Genomic DNA, 16,317 nt, shown 5'->3' with positions numbered 1-16,317 from the left:
GGTGCGAAAGCTTTCGGAAATGGCCAATTTTTAAGCTTACGTACAAATTAAAATTAGGAATTAATTAATGGCTAAAAACAAGATGAAGACACTTTGGCTTTAATTTAAGATAAGCAGCTCTCAGAAGCTAAAAACATTAAGTTTTTTTAAATGTATCATACGGTTATATTGGAAGAGCTTCTTCGGCTAACATAGAAACCGAAAGTGTATAATCCTGTATTCTTTTCCCTAACATTCTCTATCCGTAAAATTTTTTTCGGAGTTCTACAGGGCCAAGACCTGTCCAGTTTTGAATAAGTGTTGGAAAAAGTGATCACCTTTTGATTATTGCTTGCTTTAACTATCCTCTACCCGCTTCGAACGGTGGGTATAATAGCTCTGGGCTATGGCTTCTAAATATTGAATTGGATGTATTGAACGTACCTGCACTGGAAATTCTGAAATGAAAGATTTAGGGCCAATTTCAGGGATAAGAATTATTTTGCATTGACCGGTTGTGTCAAAGAGTTGCCATTTTAAGTCAGACATGTTTTTTCAGAAATTTATGTACCACTATTGGCTTGGCTAATCTATCCTGTTTAATTGTAAAGGAACGGTGAAAAATTATTTTTCATGCTGATAAGCATAGGAAAAGAAATTGTCCAAAATCCTCATAATATAAAAATTTAAGATATTTTTATGTAAGAAGATTCAATTTACACGAAACCATTTTAAAAAACCTGAGTTCCTGAACCTTAATTAAAACCTTGCGCTCTTGTAAAAATTATGGTAATGAAACATAAGTATAAAAAATATTTAGCTGAAGGTACTTTAATTATTTTCAGTGTATTATTTGCTTTATTTATCAATAAATTATTTGATGATTATCAAACAGCTAGTAGAAAGGAAATTGCTTTACAAAGTATTAGAAAAGAACTATATAAAAACCAGGAGATCTTAAAAAACTGGAAAGAAAGGCACATTAAAATCAGAAATAGAATTTCAGCAATTTTAGAAGGAAAAAATAACGGTTTAAAGGAAGACCTAAAAAATCAGCCGTATTTAAATTTGGGTATTCTTACTGGTAATGAATCTCTTATTGATGCTATTCTAACAGATACCGCATGGGAATCTGCAAAATCTACGGGAATTATTTCGGAATTTGACTTTGAAACCATTCAACAGCTTACCAATGTATATTCAATGCAGGAAGAAATTACTCAAAAGACCATTGAAAAAATTTTGGATTATTACTTTAATAGTGAAGCACACGATCTGGAGAATATCGATAAAATACTTATACAATTTCAATTAAGGTTCTGGGAATTGACCGGCCAGGAAGAATTAATATCAAGTTTGTATAAAGAGGCCATTGAACAAATTGAAGAATAAATACCTCTTTTAAAAAAGTAAATCTTTTAAATAATAGATTTTTAAGGTATGCTGAAATTCTTAAGGAAAGTAAATTTAAAGGACGGCAAGTTTAAAAGGTATCTCCTTTATCTTTTAGGAGAGATGTTACTCATTGTGCTTGGAATATTAATGGCGCTCCAAATCCATAACTGGAAACAACTCAGGGAAAATTCTCAGATAGAAAAGCAATATCTTGAAAATATAAAACGCCAGCTTCAGGAAGATCTGGAAGAAATAAGGGGTAATAAAGAATATAATCAAAAATACCTGAAAGAATTTTCAACTGCAATTAAAATTATTCAATTAAATGATCAGGCCAATGTTGATACCCTCGGAAAAATAAGCGCGGATCTTTCTAAGTATTCAGACTTCAGAAGGAAAAGTAATGTTTATCAAAGCCTCATAAACAGTGGGGAGGTAAAATATATAACTAATTATGAAATTATTGGAAACCTGCAAAGTCTTGAAGAGACCTATACGCTTATTAACCGACTCGAAGAAACCCACAACACGGCCATTATGAATTTTGCCGTGCCTACCCTTGTGGATGTAATGAATTTTAGTACGCTCACAGTTAAGAAACCCGAAGTGCTGTTTGACTACCGCTATCAGAATATGTTTGTATTGTTTATAGAGCTTATGAATGAAAAAGAAGATATTTACGAGAAAGCACAAATAGAAATTGAAAATATAGTTTTGCAAATAGATCAAGAAATTGTTCCAAGGTAACTATATATATATTCTTTGGCAGCCATATCCGTATTTTTTTCAGAATAAAAGATTGATTAAAATAGCCGGGGTGGTATTCTTAATCGTATTTATCTTTCTGGTGTTCTTCAGGCCTTTTAATATTGAAGAGACCGAACACCGGTATCCATATATAATCACTGTATTTATTCAGGCTTTTTGCTCCAGTCTGGTTTTTCTTTTGACGATTGCAACTTTCAATGGTTTAGTAGGTAAAAAAGTTGAAGAGCACTGGACGGTTTTGAGAGAAATAGGGCTTTTGTGCGTGGTTTTTTTCATGATAGGTTTTGGAAATTTCCTGGTAAGAAACTTTATTTATAATAATCCTAAAAATTTTTCTTTCCAGTACTTTCTGGAAGAAGTTGTGCATACCTTTTTGATAGGCACCCTGCTAACTGTTATTTTTACTATTAGCCATACGGAGAGGCTTTTAAGGATCCATAAAAAATTTGCAGAACAGGTGAGTAGGGAACCGCAGCCGGTAACACGAGATAAAACTAAACTTATTATTGAAACGAATACTGAATCAGACTATTTTTCTCTTACAATCGATGAATTTCTTTTTGCAAAGGCAGATGGAAATTATGTGGAATTCTTTCTCCTGAATAAGGGTGTGATTGACAAGAAATTATGTAGAATTACCCTCACGCGGGTGGAAGCGATATTTAAGGATATTCAAAGCGTTGTTAAAACCCACCGCGCCTATTTGGTAAATACATTACATGTTCAAAAAGTGGAAGGAAACGCACAGGGATTACAACTTTCGCTAAAGAAAAATACTGAAAAAATTCCTGTTTCTCGTAGGCAGATCCCAATTTTTAAGCAAGTGATGAATGGATAAATGTGAATATTTTCATTATTTCTGTAATTCGTCACAAAAGTTTGTTGCCCATCACATAGATTAGGATCCAGCCATTTCATGCAACTACATTTGATAAAACAATTAAAAATGTTTTGTCATGAAAAATGTAAGAAGGTATGATTTAGACTGGTTACGTGTTCTTGTATTTGCTTTGCTTATTATCTATCATGTAGGGATGTTTTTTGTTCCATGGGAATGGCATATTAAAAATAATGAGATTTCTGAAAGTCTTACCATACCAATGCTTTTTTTAAACCAGTGGCGAATTCCCCTTTTATTTATAATTTCAGGAATGGGAACATGTTTTGCTCTTTCAAAAAGAACCTGGTGGCAGTTCGTAAAAGAACGTCATAACCGATTAATGGTCCCTTTACTGGTTGGAATGATAGTGGTGGTAGCTCCGCAGGTTTATATAGAACGCATACTAGATGGAAGTGCCACCGGTAATTATCTGGATTTTTATCTGTACGATTATTTTACAAAAAAGCCATATCCTGAAGGGAATTTTAGTTGGCACCATTTGTGGTTTTTGCCATATCTCTTTATTTATTCAATTCTTCTTAGTCCCGTTTTTATTTTATTTAGAAAATTTCCTCAAAACATATTTGTTCACCTAATGAGGAAATTAATTAGCACGAAAGGCGGGATCTTCTTACTCCTGCTGCCGCTACTACTTATTTTCCTTTTACTGGAACCCCTATTCCCCGTAACACACTCCCTGGTGGGAGACTGGTACTACCTGGCACTTAACTTTATATTTTTCTTCTATGGATATCTCTTTATTTCATTCAAAAATGCTTTTTGGAAAATGGTAAACCGCTGTAGGAAAACAGCACTAGCCATAGGAATGATTTCATTTTTCATTTTTATATTATCCATAAATCAGCCGGAAACGAACCTGCAGCGGGCAATTTATGTGATTTCAAAATTTTTGAATATCGGGAGCTGGATAATAGCAATTTTTGGGTATGCTGCAAAATACCTAAACAGGAAGAGTAAGTTAGTTCAATATTGTAACAGGGCAGTATACCCTTTTTATATTTTTCATCAGACAGTTACGGTGGTTGCAGCTTACTATTTGTATGACAAAGACCTTATGATTGGGATAAAATTTATCATTCTAACAATAGTAACATTTCTTGTTTCATGGCTATTATTCGAAATTGTAAAGAGATCTAAGATAACATGTATTTTATTTGGAATAAAACCACGAAAGGATTTTAAAGGGTGGTAGTAAGTTAGATAATAATTAAACCCTAATTAAATCTGCTTTAATCAATTCTGAAATATGTTAATAGGATATTTCCGTACTCCTTCAATATAAAATTTTGGATTTCCTAAGGGCCATTAGGGGAGATTAAGTAAAATTATAAGATTTTTAGCTCATCAATTAAAGATAAACTCACCTTAATATTAACAATATTTAATATTTAAACCAAAAAATAAAGGGTAACTATATGAAAACCATATAATTACCCTTTATGTATGTTATAAATAACTTGTAAAAGTCGGGGTGGCAGGAAATAAGAAGGCGACTTTGAATGCCCGCTACCAGCCACTTTATTTCTTATCGAGTGGATTTATTCACTGAATCATTCACTAAACTTGAAAGAACAACACGATCCTATTTAATTTGATCGCCTTTAGTTGCATAAAGATACAAATTAATATAGAATTACCATTTTCTTGTATTTGCTAAATCTTCTCTTTTTATTTCAACTTCCTTGACTAGATTTTCGAGTGAACTAGTTAATAATGTGTGGTTATCTTTAGGATCATATAGTAAAGATTTTAAGCTCATAGTTTCATTTATAATTGTTCTAACCTTTGCATGTAGAGCATTTTTGGGCATAACCATGAAGTGTTTTTTGTTTCTTGAAAATCTAAACGAATAATCTTCTAATATTAATCTTATATCCGGGTCATTTGTTCCACACCCGATAAAGACAAATGTATGTGTAACAGATAATGCATCTATTAAATGATAGAAATCACGATATTTTGTTCTCGCTTCAGAATAATCCTTGCGAGTAAAAATGAGATCATCAGGCGATTCAACTGAACCATGGATTTTTATTATTAAAGGTTCTGGTCGTCTAATATTGTCAGCAATATCATGTTCAGTAAATTTCTTCACAATTATATTACCATGCGATGCGGTGTTGGCATATGTATCATAAATTTTATCGAAATTAGGAGTAATGATTACTCTAGAGTCTAAGTTAAATATATGCTCATGAATTTTGGCCGGCTTAAAACCTGGCGTTAAGAATTCCTTTTTAACCAAAGTATTAAAATCTTCTCTTCCTAATTCCTTCTTAATAAGTTCACATGCAGTAAGATAATCTCCTGCTTTTATTTGCTTTCTAATTTCAGTTTTTCCATTAATATTTTCAGAAGCACTTCTTAAAAATTCGTTCCAGTCTTTAGGTCGTAATCCTTCATCATTAACTGAATTTTTTGAAACTCCCGAACCCAGCACAAGTACACATCTTCTCCGAGCAATATCTTCAACTAAATTATTCGGCCATTCGATCATGACAAATAATTTAAATTTGTAATTAAATTATCGGATATTGTTTTGAGCGTCTTTTCAAATTCCTTAACCTTATTAAAATGAGCACCAACAACACCATGTTCAGCCTTTAAGGCAAAAATCGGAACACTGCTGTTTTGAGATAATGGAACTAAACTATGTAAATTTGTAATTTCTCCAAGTTTCGGTGTGTTTAAGTCATCTTTATTTAATTCCATTAGGTGTTTTTTTACTGTGCCCGGTATTTTTTTTATAATTTTCTCATAGGCTTTGACAGGCTGTTTTTTACCTCCAACGGTTTTAGCAGTATACTGTTGAGTTATGTATCCGCCGAATTGAATGTGCCATTGCACTTCCTTTTCATCGATCAAAAATGGTTCACCTTCTCTTTCTTTAAAATCATTTAATCCTCTTGAAAGCTGTTTCTTCCATTCTTTTAAGGATTTCGCAATATTTTCTATAGCTTGAATACTAAAAATATCCGATGACATAGGTACAATGAAATAGTCGGAGGAGGCCAAAACTGATCTATTAAGAGCTCCTAATGAGGGACCTACATCAAAAAAGACATAGTCATATTCTTCTAATTTAGAAAGTAAATCCCTAAACATTAAAGTAGTTTGTAGTCCTCGGAAATCACCAGCTTTTCCATCTAACCAGTCCTTACTAAGAAAATCTTCACTTAGAGATAGATCTGGATCTCCAATTATGACATCAACTTTAAAATGCGGGCTTTTAATTATAGGCAATTCACCTTTTTGAAAACCTTTTCCCCGTTGTAAAGGCTTTACTATTTCATATATTGTTTTTTTCGATTTAGAATATAAATTTTCAATTTGAGGATATGGAAACATATATGCCGTTGCATTACACTGAGGATCCATATCGACAATCATTACTTTCTTGTTTTCGATTATTTGCAGGTAAGATGCAACATTGCAAAGAAGTGTAGTTTTTCCTACACCTCCCTTATTATTAAATACAACAATGGACTCCATTTACTATGAGTTTGGAAGAATAATTAGAAATAGTATAAATGCGAAAATTCGACATTTTAAAAGCTAGACTACTTATTTTGCAGAAAAGTTTTTAGAAAATCATTTTTATCCTTTTCCGCTTGAACCAGGCGCTCATATAACTTTTTATTTTCTTCGTAAGCTTCAACTAATTTGTCTAGAGGATTGAATGTACAGTGAGTATTGAAAGCACTGTTATCGTGAAAATTGTTGAAATAATTAAAAACAGAATCTTCAGAAAAATTCTGAATAGCTTCCTTAGTCACTCCTAAAACCTTAGCAACACGTTCTAATTTTTCATCTTCCAGGATTTCACTTTTCTCTAGAATAGAAACACTTTGCTGGCTAATGCCTAATTCTTCGGCAAGCGTTTCCTGCTTCATTCCGCGTAGTTCGCGTATCCGGGCAATTTTACGGCCGATGTGGTTTGATTTGGTGGTTGTTGTCATAGCTCAAATATAACGATTTCTTCTTCTAAAATTTTACGGGTAACCCTCACGGGTAAAATACAAACTCTTTCGGGTATTATACAAGGCATTTTGGTAGGGTACCGCCTTGTCCACTTCTACCTTCAACAGGAATAAAAATATCAGCATCATGAAGGCATTAACAAATATAGGAATTTATCCTACTGGAAAGGTACAGGTTCAGAAGACTATTCAACAAGTTTTTAACCAGGTACTGCAAATGAAGTTGAACCAAAAACTTAAGATATGAAACAAAATCTCAATCTTCCGCCGCTCTTTCCATTTAAAATGGAACTCCAGGAACTCATTCAGCAACTGCCAGATGTCTTTGCACCCGATGCAATATACCTTTGCACAGTTCGAAAAGAACCACCTTCATTCTATGCCTTGCATTTAATTAGAAGTTCTGCAAATGAATTTTCCACGGAGGTGTTGAACCGACTGAAACAATTAGTTGAAAAATTTCCGCAGTTCTCTATTCAGTGGAGTACGGCCGGCCAGGTAAGAAAACATTTAATGGCCGGGGAGCTCTATCATATTAGCCAATGCTTTTATGCTGAGCTTATTTATTTAAGCGAAAGTTCAAAAGATCCTCTGGCTAAATCTACAATAAAGGGCAGCACGCTGCTTAAAAAAGCGAAAGAAAAAACAACGCATGATTATAATGAGGTAGTTGAACTTTTCAGTACTACTTATGATCTATTTCAAAAGGAAAAATACGACAAAGCAACTCTTAAAGTCATAGATATTTTCCTTGAGTTATTTAATTATACCGAAACCTTATATAAAGGAGAAGCCATTAATGTCAATTCCCTTTCGGAGCACGTAAAATATTTAGCTGCCTTAGATCCTGAGTTTCAAAAGCTATTTGATCCCGGCAACGATAGATTAACGGAAATACTACTTTTTCTGGATGATATCTATTTGGCGGGACTTGATCCTAGAGAGCATAAAATTTACCGTAGTAAGTGCCACGAGATTTTTGTTTTGGGAGAAGTTGTATTTCAAATGGTATACGATATCACTGAAGGAATACTTTCCGATTGTTACAACCTGGAACTACAGCGTAATCCGGTGATAAAACCAATTATATCTGGAGAAAATCTGCATCTTCCTTTTGACGTGGCAATTCAGGAAGTCGTGGATTTTTTACGTTTAAAATTTAAAGTACATTCCATTTTCTTAATCAGTAAAGAGCAACAGAGCATTTTTAAAAATCGATATTTCCAAACAAAGGAATTTCAGCATCATACCTTTTGCTCTACGGTTTTGCTGGTCACTAAAAAACCTGTATCATTAAATCCCGCTGAGCTTATGGACCTGGTGTTTAACCATACCAAAAAGCGAATAAAAGTTTATTTTATTTTTGAAACCCTTCCTAAGATTCTGGTTAAACTGGATTACGGGAATAATTTCCTGGATCACGTATTAAATTAGCGAAATACTATTTTTCAGGCTGATGAACAGCTTTCCAAATTTATGGATGGAAAGCCATCTTATTATCCGCAAAGCTGGCAAAAGATAAATAAAAGATGGAAAGCAAGGATCTCCCGCGCAAACTACATTCTTGGTTTAGCTGATGTTATTGATTTTAAGGAAGATCTTCTTGCTAATTTAGTGCTTATACAGAATGCGCTTGTACAAACCTGTATTGGAATGTTATGCGTATTTTGGGAATACCAGCCTTCTTACACTTCCTTACCTTACCTAATTCATTTATGCGGTAATTTTTGTGATTTTCCAGAAGATATTCTTCTAAACACCTCTTTTGAATCTCAGCGTATTTATTATTTGATCACCCATGCCCAGCAGCATATTAATTATACTTGTCCGCTTAAAGTAACTGAAAAAGACACAGAGAAAGCATATCATCTCTGTACCCGATTTATTGCTGAAGCTGAAAACATAACCGAACATCACCTGGACTACTTAAGGATGAAATCTTTCCAGCGAAATAAACCTCTTCATTATAAATCCTCATGAAACGTCAGAAAAACCCTTGGAAGATTACAGTTCAACAGAAGTATAGTAAGCAATCATTGTGTAATAAGGTATAAAATTACAATTTATCAGGAGATCATCTGCCAAATAAAAAGAGAGAACTACGCTGTTACCTGTAATTCCCTCTTCATTTTATCATTTTTTATAGGGCAAAAAATGATTTGTTTAATTTAAAAAAAGATTTAAAATAATCTATTTAAAACACTGGATTTCAATACCCTCACATACTAATTTAACATTTACTTTTTTTACCCGGTGCATTTTCCTTTGATTTACCGCACTACTTGATGATAGAATTTGCAAATTCAAAATGAAAACGGCTGCTAACCATTTCATTTACTTCTTTCAGAGCCGTTCGCATTACCTTTTGATGTGGCTTTACTTTTCAGGATTTGAAATTAGGAAAGGCCTTATAAAAAGCGGCGCGAAGCATAGCGGCTTTATGCAGGCCGCTAATTTCAAATGCTGTTCCTTTCACATCAAAAGGTAAGGCATCTGAAGTTGTAGGTATAAGGGTGAATTTTGAAAAAAAACTCTTTCAAAGCAGAAAATAATGTTCTTAGTTAGCATCGGCGGACTTGAGCCGAAAAAGTTATTCCCTTTCTCTAATAATTAAAATCATCATCTTTTTTGGCTCGTGTCCAAGACCATAGGATGAACCGCTTTTCCTGGAATGCAATGGAAGGGAAAGTGGTGAGGATCACAGCATAATCTTCATCTAAAATCAAATTTTACTAAAAAATCAACCAGTTTACAGGGGCTTCAGAGGTATTTTAGTAAAAACTGGCTGCAACACCATCTTTTCAATAGACATAACGTACTGAAATACAATGTATTGAAAATTAATAACATCGCGCAGCGTGTTATCCTCTTGCTATTCCCCTTAGTTTTTATGAACACATTTTTATAAAATAATAGAACCCGTTGTGCATTTAAAATTATACTGCTTTTTATTAAGGTATTCATATTCTGGTAAAATACTGGAAAGGCATATTAAATTACATTAAACTACCCACCACTGTGTAAACTATTTGAAAATTACTGTTGCCTGCAGGAACCAAAGCACTGCCCTTAATTCTAAACTGAACAGGTATGTCTGTCCTACAGCCAATGAATTCAAAAATTTTAATAGCCTGAGATCCGTCATTTGGGACAGGAATATAGTTGCCACCGTTTTCCGGAGTAAGATCTCTTGGTCCCAAAGGTTGAAGTGGTAAGTTGTCATAGGTACTAACCTGTGGAAAACGTTGTCCGCTGTTAAGAGATGTTCTGGCCTCTAATATAAAATTAGCCGGAGCATTTTGTGTGTGTATAAAAACACTATATCTAAATACGTTAGCTTCACAAACCAAGTCTGACCCTAATAATAATTGAGGATTTAAAACAAATCCTACCAGGTTGGCATCAAACTCACTCTCAAAACCTACGGTAGTATCATCAAGTCCTGCTTCTTTCACAACCTCGTCAAAAGATTGGATAAAAGTAGGCATTCCTGTAACATCCAAAGTGCCTGGTAAAATCTGGCTTAAAACTGAGCTGGAAATTAAAAGGATTAACGAAAGTGTAAGTAGCTTTTTCATAACAGTTTTATTTAATTTCAAATATTATTTCAAAACCGGGTGGTAGTGAAAGAGCACTGGGGTTTATAATATTATATTCTATAAGATATCCTGTTCCTTCTCCATCACCGGTATATCCACTGGCAAAATCATAGACAATAATCTGTTCACTGGTAGATAGATTAATTGGATTGGAGTTGGGATTGGCATTATATACTCCATTTATGTTTGCAGTGTTAATGATCTGGACTTTAATAGTCATATCACTGGGAATAGGCTGATTAACCCGTACAAAAATTCTTGCATTTTGAAAGTTCAGCGATCTATAAGTGAAATTAAGCCAGAATTCTCCAGTAGTAGGACTTCCGGTTCCGGTAAAAGGATTTCCAGCCTCCATTCCTAATGTACTGTCGGAAAAACCGGTAGCAGGATCTGGCTCCAGATCTGTGATCGCTATTCGCTGTAAGTCAACAACCGCGGTAGTAGATTCCTGGCCTCCACCCAAAATAAATGTATTGGGATCAAATGCGTTAAGTGTTTCCTGAGCCCGGGAACTTATTCCTATCCAAAGAAACAAGAAAAGGAAAAGGGCGCTATGTATGTGCTTATTTTTCATAATTATTTACCTAAGGTGAAATTCTTTTTGCTGAATTTTATTTTCCGTTCTCTCGCGGTGAGTGGTATTAGAATAGTAGCTATACTTCCACTTTTCACATTTACCTGCGTACTTTCCATACTTTCATAGTCTTCTTCTTTAAACCTTACCAGATCCAGATTGTAATTACCCGGCACAATGTTTTTAAATGAAAACAGGCCGTTGGTATTAGACTCTACAAAATAGCTAAACTCTTCATTGGTAAGTTTTATATAACCCTGGTATCCTAAAGTATCTTTTCTCTTTATGAGTTGAATGCTACCGTTCACCTTTCCACCCTGCACCAGTTCAAAAGACAAATTTTGGGTTTTATCTTTTCTGATGATTATTTCTAATGGAGCTTTTTTACTAACAACTACTCCTTCTGGCAGAGAAGCTTCCTCTATAAATAAATAGTTTTTACCCAAGGGAAGATTATTAATTTCAAATCTTCCTTTTTTATCGGTAGCAATTTTATGCCCCGCAGCTATAATTTTAATATTTTCAACTGATATTGCTGGATTCTCAGAAAATATCACTCCTTCCACACTGCCCTGCTCAAGTACTCTTTTTAAAGGCACACCGAAGGTATAGGTATATTTTCCCAGCGCTAAAAGTTCCTTTCTGTTTAAAACCCCAGCATTCTCATAATAATTTGCTCTGAGTTCAAATTGATGGTTTTTATTAAGTCTTAACAGAATATTGGAATTTATAAAATCTCTCCTCAGGTAGCTGTCATCAGGACTAAACCCGCTATTATAAGTGGCATTAATACGTATGTTTCTATTTAAATTGTAGTTGAAGCCTAGGTGATAACGGGTATAATTGGTGCTATTGCCACTTCTCCCGTAGCGATTATTATAGTTATGATTAACACCTGCTCTTATTGTTATTCCATCTATTAAGCGATAGGATCCATTAATATTATGGGAAAAAGAATTTCGATAAATATTTTCTTCCAGCAATAAATTACGGGTTTTTGCGATGCGTCCATTGAAGTTGAAGTGGAACCTTTCTCCAGAATATAAATAGCGATATAGCAAACCGTGCTCTTTATAAAAATAAGATTTGGGTTCAAGCTGGTCTTCTCGTTGCCGCATATCACCTCGTACGCTTACAAAATGTTTTTTATTGAATCTATAGCCAATAAGCCCATAGAAGTTTTCATAGTAAGGCTCTGCCGCATAAAAAAGCGGATCTAAATTCCGATTTACCTTTGATACGGTTTGGCCTGTAGCAAAATTCCATTTATTAAGTTTATAGAAAAAACTGTTGGAATATTGCAGGCTGTTTCTCATGGCTCCGAAATAATCTTCACCTGAAATACTAAATGTGCCACTATAGGTTAAATTGCCAAAATTCTGTACAAGGTTTAGGAAACCGGCAAAGTCTGAAGCCTTATTAGTAAAACTTCCCGAAAATTCAGCTTCTATGATTGTTCCGTGATTTCTATAATCCAGATTAACCGTAGCGATCTGGCCTTTTTCATCAGGGTTGGCCTCGATCTGGTGGCTGGCTCCTTGTAAAGTGCCTTTAGAAGCTGCCAGGGAGGCTCCTATAAATAGCGAATCATTCACCCGGTATACACTTTTCACCCCATACAAGGGAGCAGAATTAAAGCTGTACAATCGTGGATTGGAATAATAGGCCGTAAATAACCAGTCTTTATATTTTTGATCTATCCTGAACCCCATTCCATATCTACTGTCAAAACCCAACCTATTGATGAAGTAGGCATGGTCGCCAAGATAGACTGTAGTTTGGTCTTTATAGTTATAGATAAGGCTATATTGATCTGTCACTCCAAATCTTTTAAGGTTTTGCTGTTGCGGAGCTCTAAATATAAAGTTAAGATGATGGTTTTTCGCCAGGTCAAGATAACCGTCTCCTCTTAATTCCGCTGAAATGGTGGAAAAATGATTCTTTTTAAAAGTATGGCTGTTATAATTTAAACTGGCTCTTACGGGAAACCTGAAAAATGCATCTTTCTCCTTGATCTTACTGGGAAAAACGGTAGTACTGGAATATGCCCTATATGATTTATCTTCTGCAGTGCTTTTTACATTCAAATAAGTGCTTACGTTCATAAGATAATAGACCTTTGCCTCAGTTTTTTTTGACACCTGTATAGTCATTAAAGAATCGGGGGCAATAATGAGGAATTCTTCTTCATTAATTTTACCGTTAGAATCCAAAATTAATTCCTGGACCATGTTGCCGTTATTCCTAATCCCATAAATAGCCTCTATTTCTTCTCCAGCCTTTACACTTTGAGGACTTGAAATATTAAAAACCTCTAACTCATAATTTTCAGCTATTTCAATGTTTATTTCCTTTTCTTTAATAAGCCTGCCATTGGCATCTATCACCAGTACAGTAAAGGTATTCTGCCCGGGAGATGCATTCTTCGGGATGTAAAGGCTTATTAAAGCAAGCTTCTTGTTTCCCGACTGAATATTCTCCAGCGTGCTTGATGAAATAAGACTCCAGTTCTCTGGCATTTTCGCCTGGATGAATAATGAATCTGCCTGACCTTTTTTTATTTCCACTTCCAGGGAAAGGGTTTGTTTTTTTCCAGGTGTATATATTTCCTTTGTATTCATTAGTTCAATCTCCAGTTCTACGGGTTCAGAATTATTTTTCAAAGGAGTAAAGGCCGCGATTGTTTGTTTCTCTACTTGTTTGCTTTGCTGTTTTAAAGGTGTTAAAACGCTTTCTATTTCTTTTTGAACTTTCTGATTTGATTTAGAAGGCGCTTTTTCTTTAATGGAATTTTCTCCCCCAGCCTGGCTGTTATCACTAGCTTCCTCAATGAATTCGTTCTCTATAATAAAGCTTTCCTCTTCTGTAGAAATAGGACTGGGATTTGCATCAAAACTATCGTTCTTCAACTCTCCCTTACAGCTAAAAAAAAGCAGCAGGATAACATAACTGATATTTGATGCGATATTTTTCATGGGTTAAGTTTTAAAGATTAGACAGGTTTCGATTTATTGAATGCTAAGGCTAAGATTTGTTCCCACAAATTCCTTTCTGGAATCTGCTATCAGAATACATTCATAATCTCCTTTCTCCAGATCATTTATATCTAGTACAAATTCTTTGCACATATTTGGAAAAACCATTGGCCTTTCAGAATTTTTTTCCAAAACCTTTTCACCTTTGGCGTCATAAACTTCAAGAGAAAGTCTTACTCCTTCAACAAACCTTGAAGCATTGAATAGATTTATTTCCAACATGTTGTTTTTTAGGGTATCTCTAACCATTTCAATATTTTCAAAATCAAGGCTTATTTCACTGAATTGATTAACATTCGTAATAAGTCCTACAGCGTACCTAATTTTTGTATTCAGATCTATGTTAGCAGTTAATCTTTCCTCCTTTACCGGTTTTTCAACTTCAATCATAAGAGCACTCCAGAAAGACCCCTTTAGAGTAGAATTCTTTGGAATATGAATACTATACTTATAAATGTATTTTTCTCTGGGAAGTAAGACTTTATCCATAAGACTCCCCTCAAACCATGTTTTTGAAGACTGGTCATGTGAAGTATTTTCACTAAATACTCTTGTGGTTCCGCAGGAGAATAGCACATCATTTAGCCTGAAAGTGATTCGTTGTTCCCGGTCTGTAGTATTCATTAGGACTAGTTCTCCTTGTATATAATCTCCTGGTCTTCCAGAGTAAGTATGGGTAAGTCCGTTTAAGATCACTACGCTGCTAAAGGCATCGCCTATAACTAGTAGAAAGAAGGCTGTGGCTAGAATAAGATTTTTCATGTGTTTTGTCTTAAATGATATATCTACAAAGCTAGAAGCTAAGGTTACTTTACCAGGTTATTTTCGATAGATGGAATGTTAGTATAGTTGAATGGTTGTTTCAGGGACACTACCCGAAAAGCTATGCTAACGAATCATTATTGATCAAAAAAAGGCTCTTTACGTAGATGTAAAGAGCCTTGGAAAAAATGGGGCAAAAAAGGTACTATAAATCTGTAAGGGTATATACAATGGTAGACTGGTAGCTTCCTGCATTATATCCTGCGAAGTTTCCATTCTGCTCCAGGCTATAAGTAAGTCTTACACCATAGTCCTGGTCACCGGTATATACACTTTCAATACTATCTACCAGTAAAGCGTCAGTTCCAACTGGCACTGTAGCACCTAAGGCTACACCTCCTGGCATCACGGTCCCTGCAGAGTCTGCTGTTCCTCCATCAGTAATGATTACTGGTGCTTCTGGCATAATTCTCAGATCAAGGTTTCCGGGGAAGGTACTACCTGGTTCAAATTGCACATTGATCTTCCTTGTTAGATCATAGCCTTCCGTATTCGCTGCATTAGCTACAACACTCGTATAATTCAGATACAAATCTGTATAACTAATGTCTTCAAAAGCATAAAGCCCGGCCTCCGCATTAGTTCCGGAGAGCGTTACATTGGTCATGTCGAACATAATAGCTGCTGCTTCAGTTCCCGTGTTGGAATCATAAATATCCAATAAGGCAACTTCAGGAACGTTTACATCTAAAATGTGTGAAGCAATATTCGTATCGTTGTTATCCTGTGCACTTAATTGCTGGAAACCGATTACTGCTGCTAACGCGAAAATTGATTTAAAATTTTTCATAATAATAAGATTTAAGATTAATAATGAGGTAAAACTACTAGCTAAGGGCGTAGATTTTTTAATTTTTCGTTGAATGCCTTTCAAGTGTAGGTGAATTGAAGTTTTAGGGCAATGAAATGAATTAAGTACTAAGAGCTTTTTAATTAGTAGCCAGTGCTCATTTTATTTTTCCTGAATATTTAGAAATCCGAAGGATAGCTGCTTTTTTACATTTACGAGGTGTAAGATTTGGAGAATGGAAAAGATCGAAACTTTATAGTATTGATTTAACTCTTAAAAAAATCGTGATGCAACTAATGAGGGGGTCAAGCTTAGATTAGAAAAACAGGTCTGTTTAGGAGGCTCCGTTTTGGCTTATATATTTAGAAAAGGCATGGATAAAACATAGCGTTGATGGAAATAAAAGAAGCTGTCTCATTAATTTGAGGCAGCTTTTTTCATTTTATTGGTTCTTAACTATTGATTATCTGGAGG

Annotated in this window: 14 protein-coding genes; 6 read left to right on the top strand and 8 right to left on the bottom strand. The window is 34.7% G+C overall.

Features of this window, described 5'->3' with window-relative positions:
• The first annotated feature begins 771 nt into the window (after nucleotides 1–771).
• The 4 genes from RM553_RS14105 (at nucleotide 772) to RM553_RS14090 (ending at nucleotide 4,235) form a co-directional block, all read left to right on the top strand.
• Nucleotides 772–1,371: a hypothetical protein gene (locus RM553_RS14105; RefSeq protein ID WP_311535587.1), complete on the top strand. Its 600-nt coding sequence runs from the start codon at nucleotides 772–774 to the stop codon at nucleotides 1,369–1,371.
• Nucleotides 1,372–1,419: 48 nt separating this feature from the next.
• Complete coding sequence (locus RM553_RS14100; protein WP_311535586.1) at nucleotides 1,420–2,121, top strand: hypothetical protein; 702 nt, start codon at nucleotides 1,420–1,422, stop codon at nucleotides 2,119–2,121.
• Nucleotides 2,122–2,173: 52 nt separating this feature from the next.
• Nucleotides 2,174–2,980, top strand: a complete 807-nt coding sequence (locus tag RM553_RS14095; protein WP_311535585.1) for a LytR/AlgR family response regulator transcription factor — start codon at nucleotides 2,174–2,176, stop codon at nucleotides 2,978–2,980.
• Nucleotides 2,981–3,098: 118 nt separating this feature from the next.
• The gene (locus RM553_RS14090) at nucleotides 3,099–4,235 is read left to right on the top strand and encodes an acyltransferase family protein (RefSeq protein WP_311535584.1); all 1,137 of its coding nucleotides are present in this window, start codon (nucleotides 3,099–3,101) and stop codon (nucleotides 4,233–4,235) included.
• A 441-nt stretch (nucleotides 4,236–4,676) separates the two neighbouring features.
• Here RM553_RS14090 and RM553_RS14085 read toward each other — a convergent pair whose 3' ends face one another.
• From RM553_RS14085 to RM553_RS14075, 3 genes are all read right to left on the bottom strand, one after another.
• Nucleotides 4,677–5,540: an SIR2 family protein gene (locus RM553_RS14085; RefSeq protein ID WP_311535583.1), complete on the bottom strand. Its 864-nt coding sequence runs from the start codon at nucleotides 5,538–5,540 to the stop codon at nucleotides 4,677–4,679.
• Nucleotides 5,537–6,535, bottom strand: coding sequence for a ParA family protein (locus tag RM553_RS14080; protein ID WP_311535582.1), 999 nt, complete (start codon nucleotides 6,533–6,535; stop codon nucleotides 5,537–5,539). The genes RM553_RS14085 and RM553_RS14080 overlap by 4 nt, the downstream gene beginning before the upstream one ends.
• Before the next feature lie 68 nt (nucleotides 6,536–6,603).
• Nucleotides 6,604–7,002, bottom strand: a complete 399-nt coding sequence (locus RM553_RS14075) for a helix-turn-helix domain-containing protein (RefSeq protein ID WP_311535581.1) — start codon at nucleotides 7,000–7,002, stop codon at nucleotides 6,604–6,606.
• A gap of 264 nt (nucleotides 7,003–7,266) precedes the next feature.
• Here RM553_RS14075 and RM553_RS14070 point away from each other — a divergent pair, with 264 nt between their 5' ends.
• Nucleotides 7,267–8,457 carry a hypothetical protein gene (locus RM553_RS14070; protein ID WP_311535580.1) on the top strand — a complete coding sequence of 397 codons (1,191 nt, stop codon included), beginning with the start codon at nucleotides 7,267–7,269 and terminating at the stop codon, nucleotides 8,455–8,457.
• A 42-nt stretch (nucleotides 8,458–8,499) separates the two neighbouring features.
• Nucleotides 8,500–9,003, top strand: coding sequence for a hypothetical protein (locus RM553_RS14065; protein WP_311535579.1), 504 nt, complete (start codon nucleotides 8,500–8,502; stop codon nucleotides 9,001–9,003).
• Between the two features lie 1,016 nt (nucleotides 9,004–10,019).
• On the opposite strand, the gene RM553_RS14060 is transcribed toward RM553_RS14065, so the two are convergent.
• The 5 genes from RM553_RS14060 to RM553_RS14040 all read right to left on the bottom strand — a co-directional run bounded on the left by RM553_RS14060 (nucleotide 10,020) and on the right by RM553_RS14040 (nucleotide 15,843).
• Nucleotides 10,020–10,601 carry a hypothetical protein gene (locus RM553_RS14060; RefSeq protein ID WP_311535578.1) on the bottom strand — a complete coding sequence of 194 codons (582 nt, stop codon included), beginning with the start codon at nucleotides 10,599–10,601 and terminating at the stop codon, nucleotides 10,020–10,022.
• Between the two features lie 7 nt (nucleotides 10,602–10,608).
• On the bottom strand, nucleotides 10,609–11,196 hold the full coding sequence (locus RM553_RS14055; protein WP_311535577.1) for a hypothetical protein: 588 nt from the start codon (nucleotides 11,194–11,196) through the stop codon (nucleotides 10,609–10,611).
• A 2-nt stretch (nucleotides 11,197–11,198) separates the two neighbouring features.
• The gene (locus RM553_RS14050; protein WP_311535576.1) at nucleotides 11,199–14,171 is read right to left on the bottom strand and encodes a hypothetical protein; all 2,973 of its coding nucleotides are present in this window, start codon (nucleotides 14,169–14,171) and stop codon (nucleotides 11,199–11,201) included.
• A 33-nt stretch (nucleotides 14,172–14,204) separates the two neighbouring features.
• A complete protein-coding gene (locus RM553_RS14045; protein WP_311535575.1) occupies nucleotides 14,205–14,993 on the bottom strand; it encodes a hypothetical protein in 789 nt (262 codons plus the stop codon).
• A 205-nt stretch (nucleotides 14,994–15,198) separates the two neighbouring features.
• Nucleotides 15,199–15,843 (bottom strand): hypothetical protein, encoded by a 645-nt coding sequence (locus tag RM553_RS14040; protein WP_311535574.1) that lies wholly within the window; start codon nucleotides 15,841–15,843, stop codon nucleotides 15,199–15,201.
• Between the last annotated feature and the right edge of the window lie 474 nt (nucleotides 15,844–16,317).

Source organism: Autumnicola tepida (assembly GCF_031846485.1).
GTDB lineage: Bacteria > Bacteroidota > Bacteroidia > Flavobacteriales > Flavobacteriaceae > Autumnicola > Autumnicola tepida.
The sequence above is the reverse complement of the archived record's forward strand: the minus strand, read 5'-3'. Positions and strand labels throughout refer to the sequence as shown.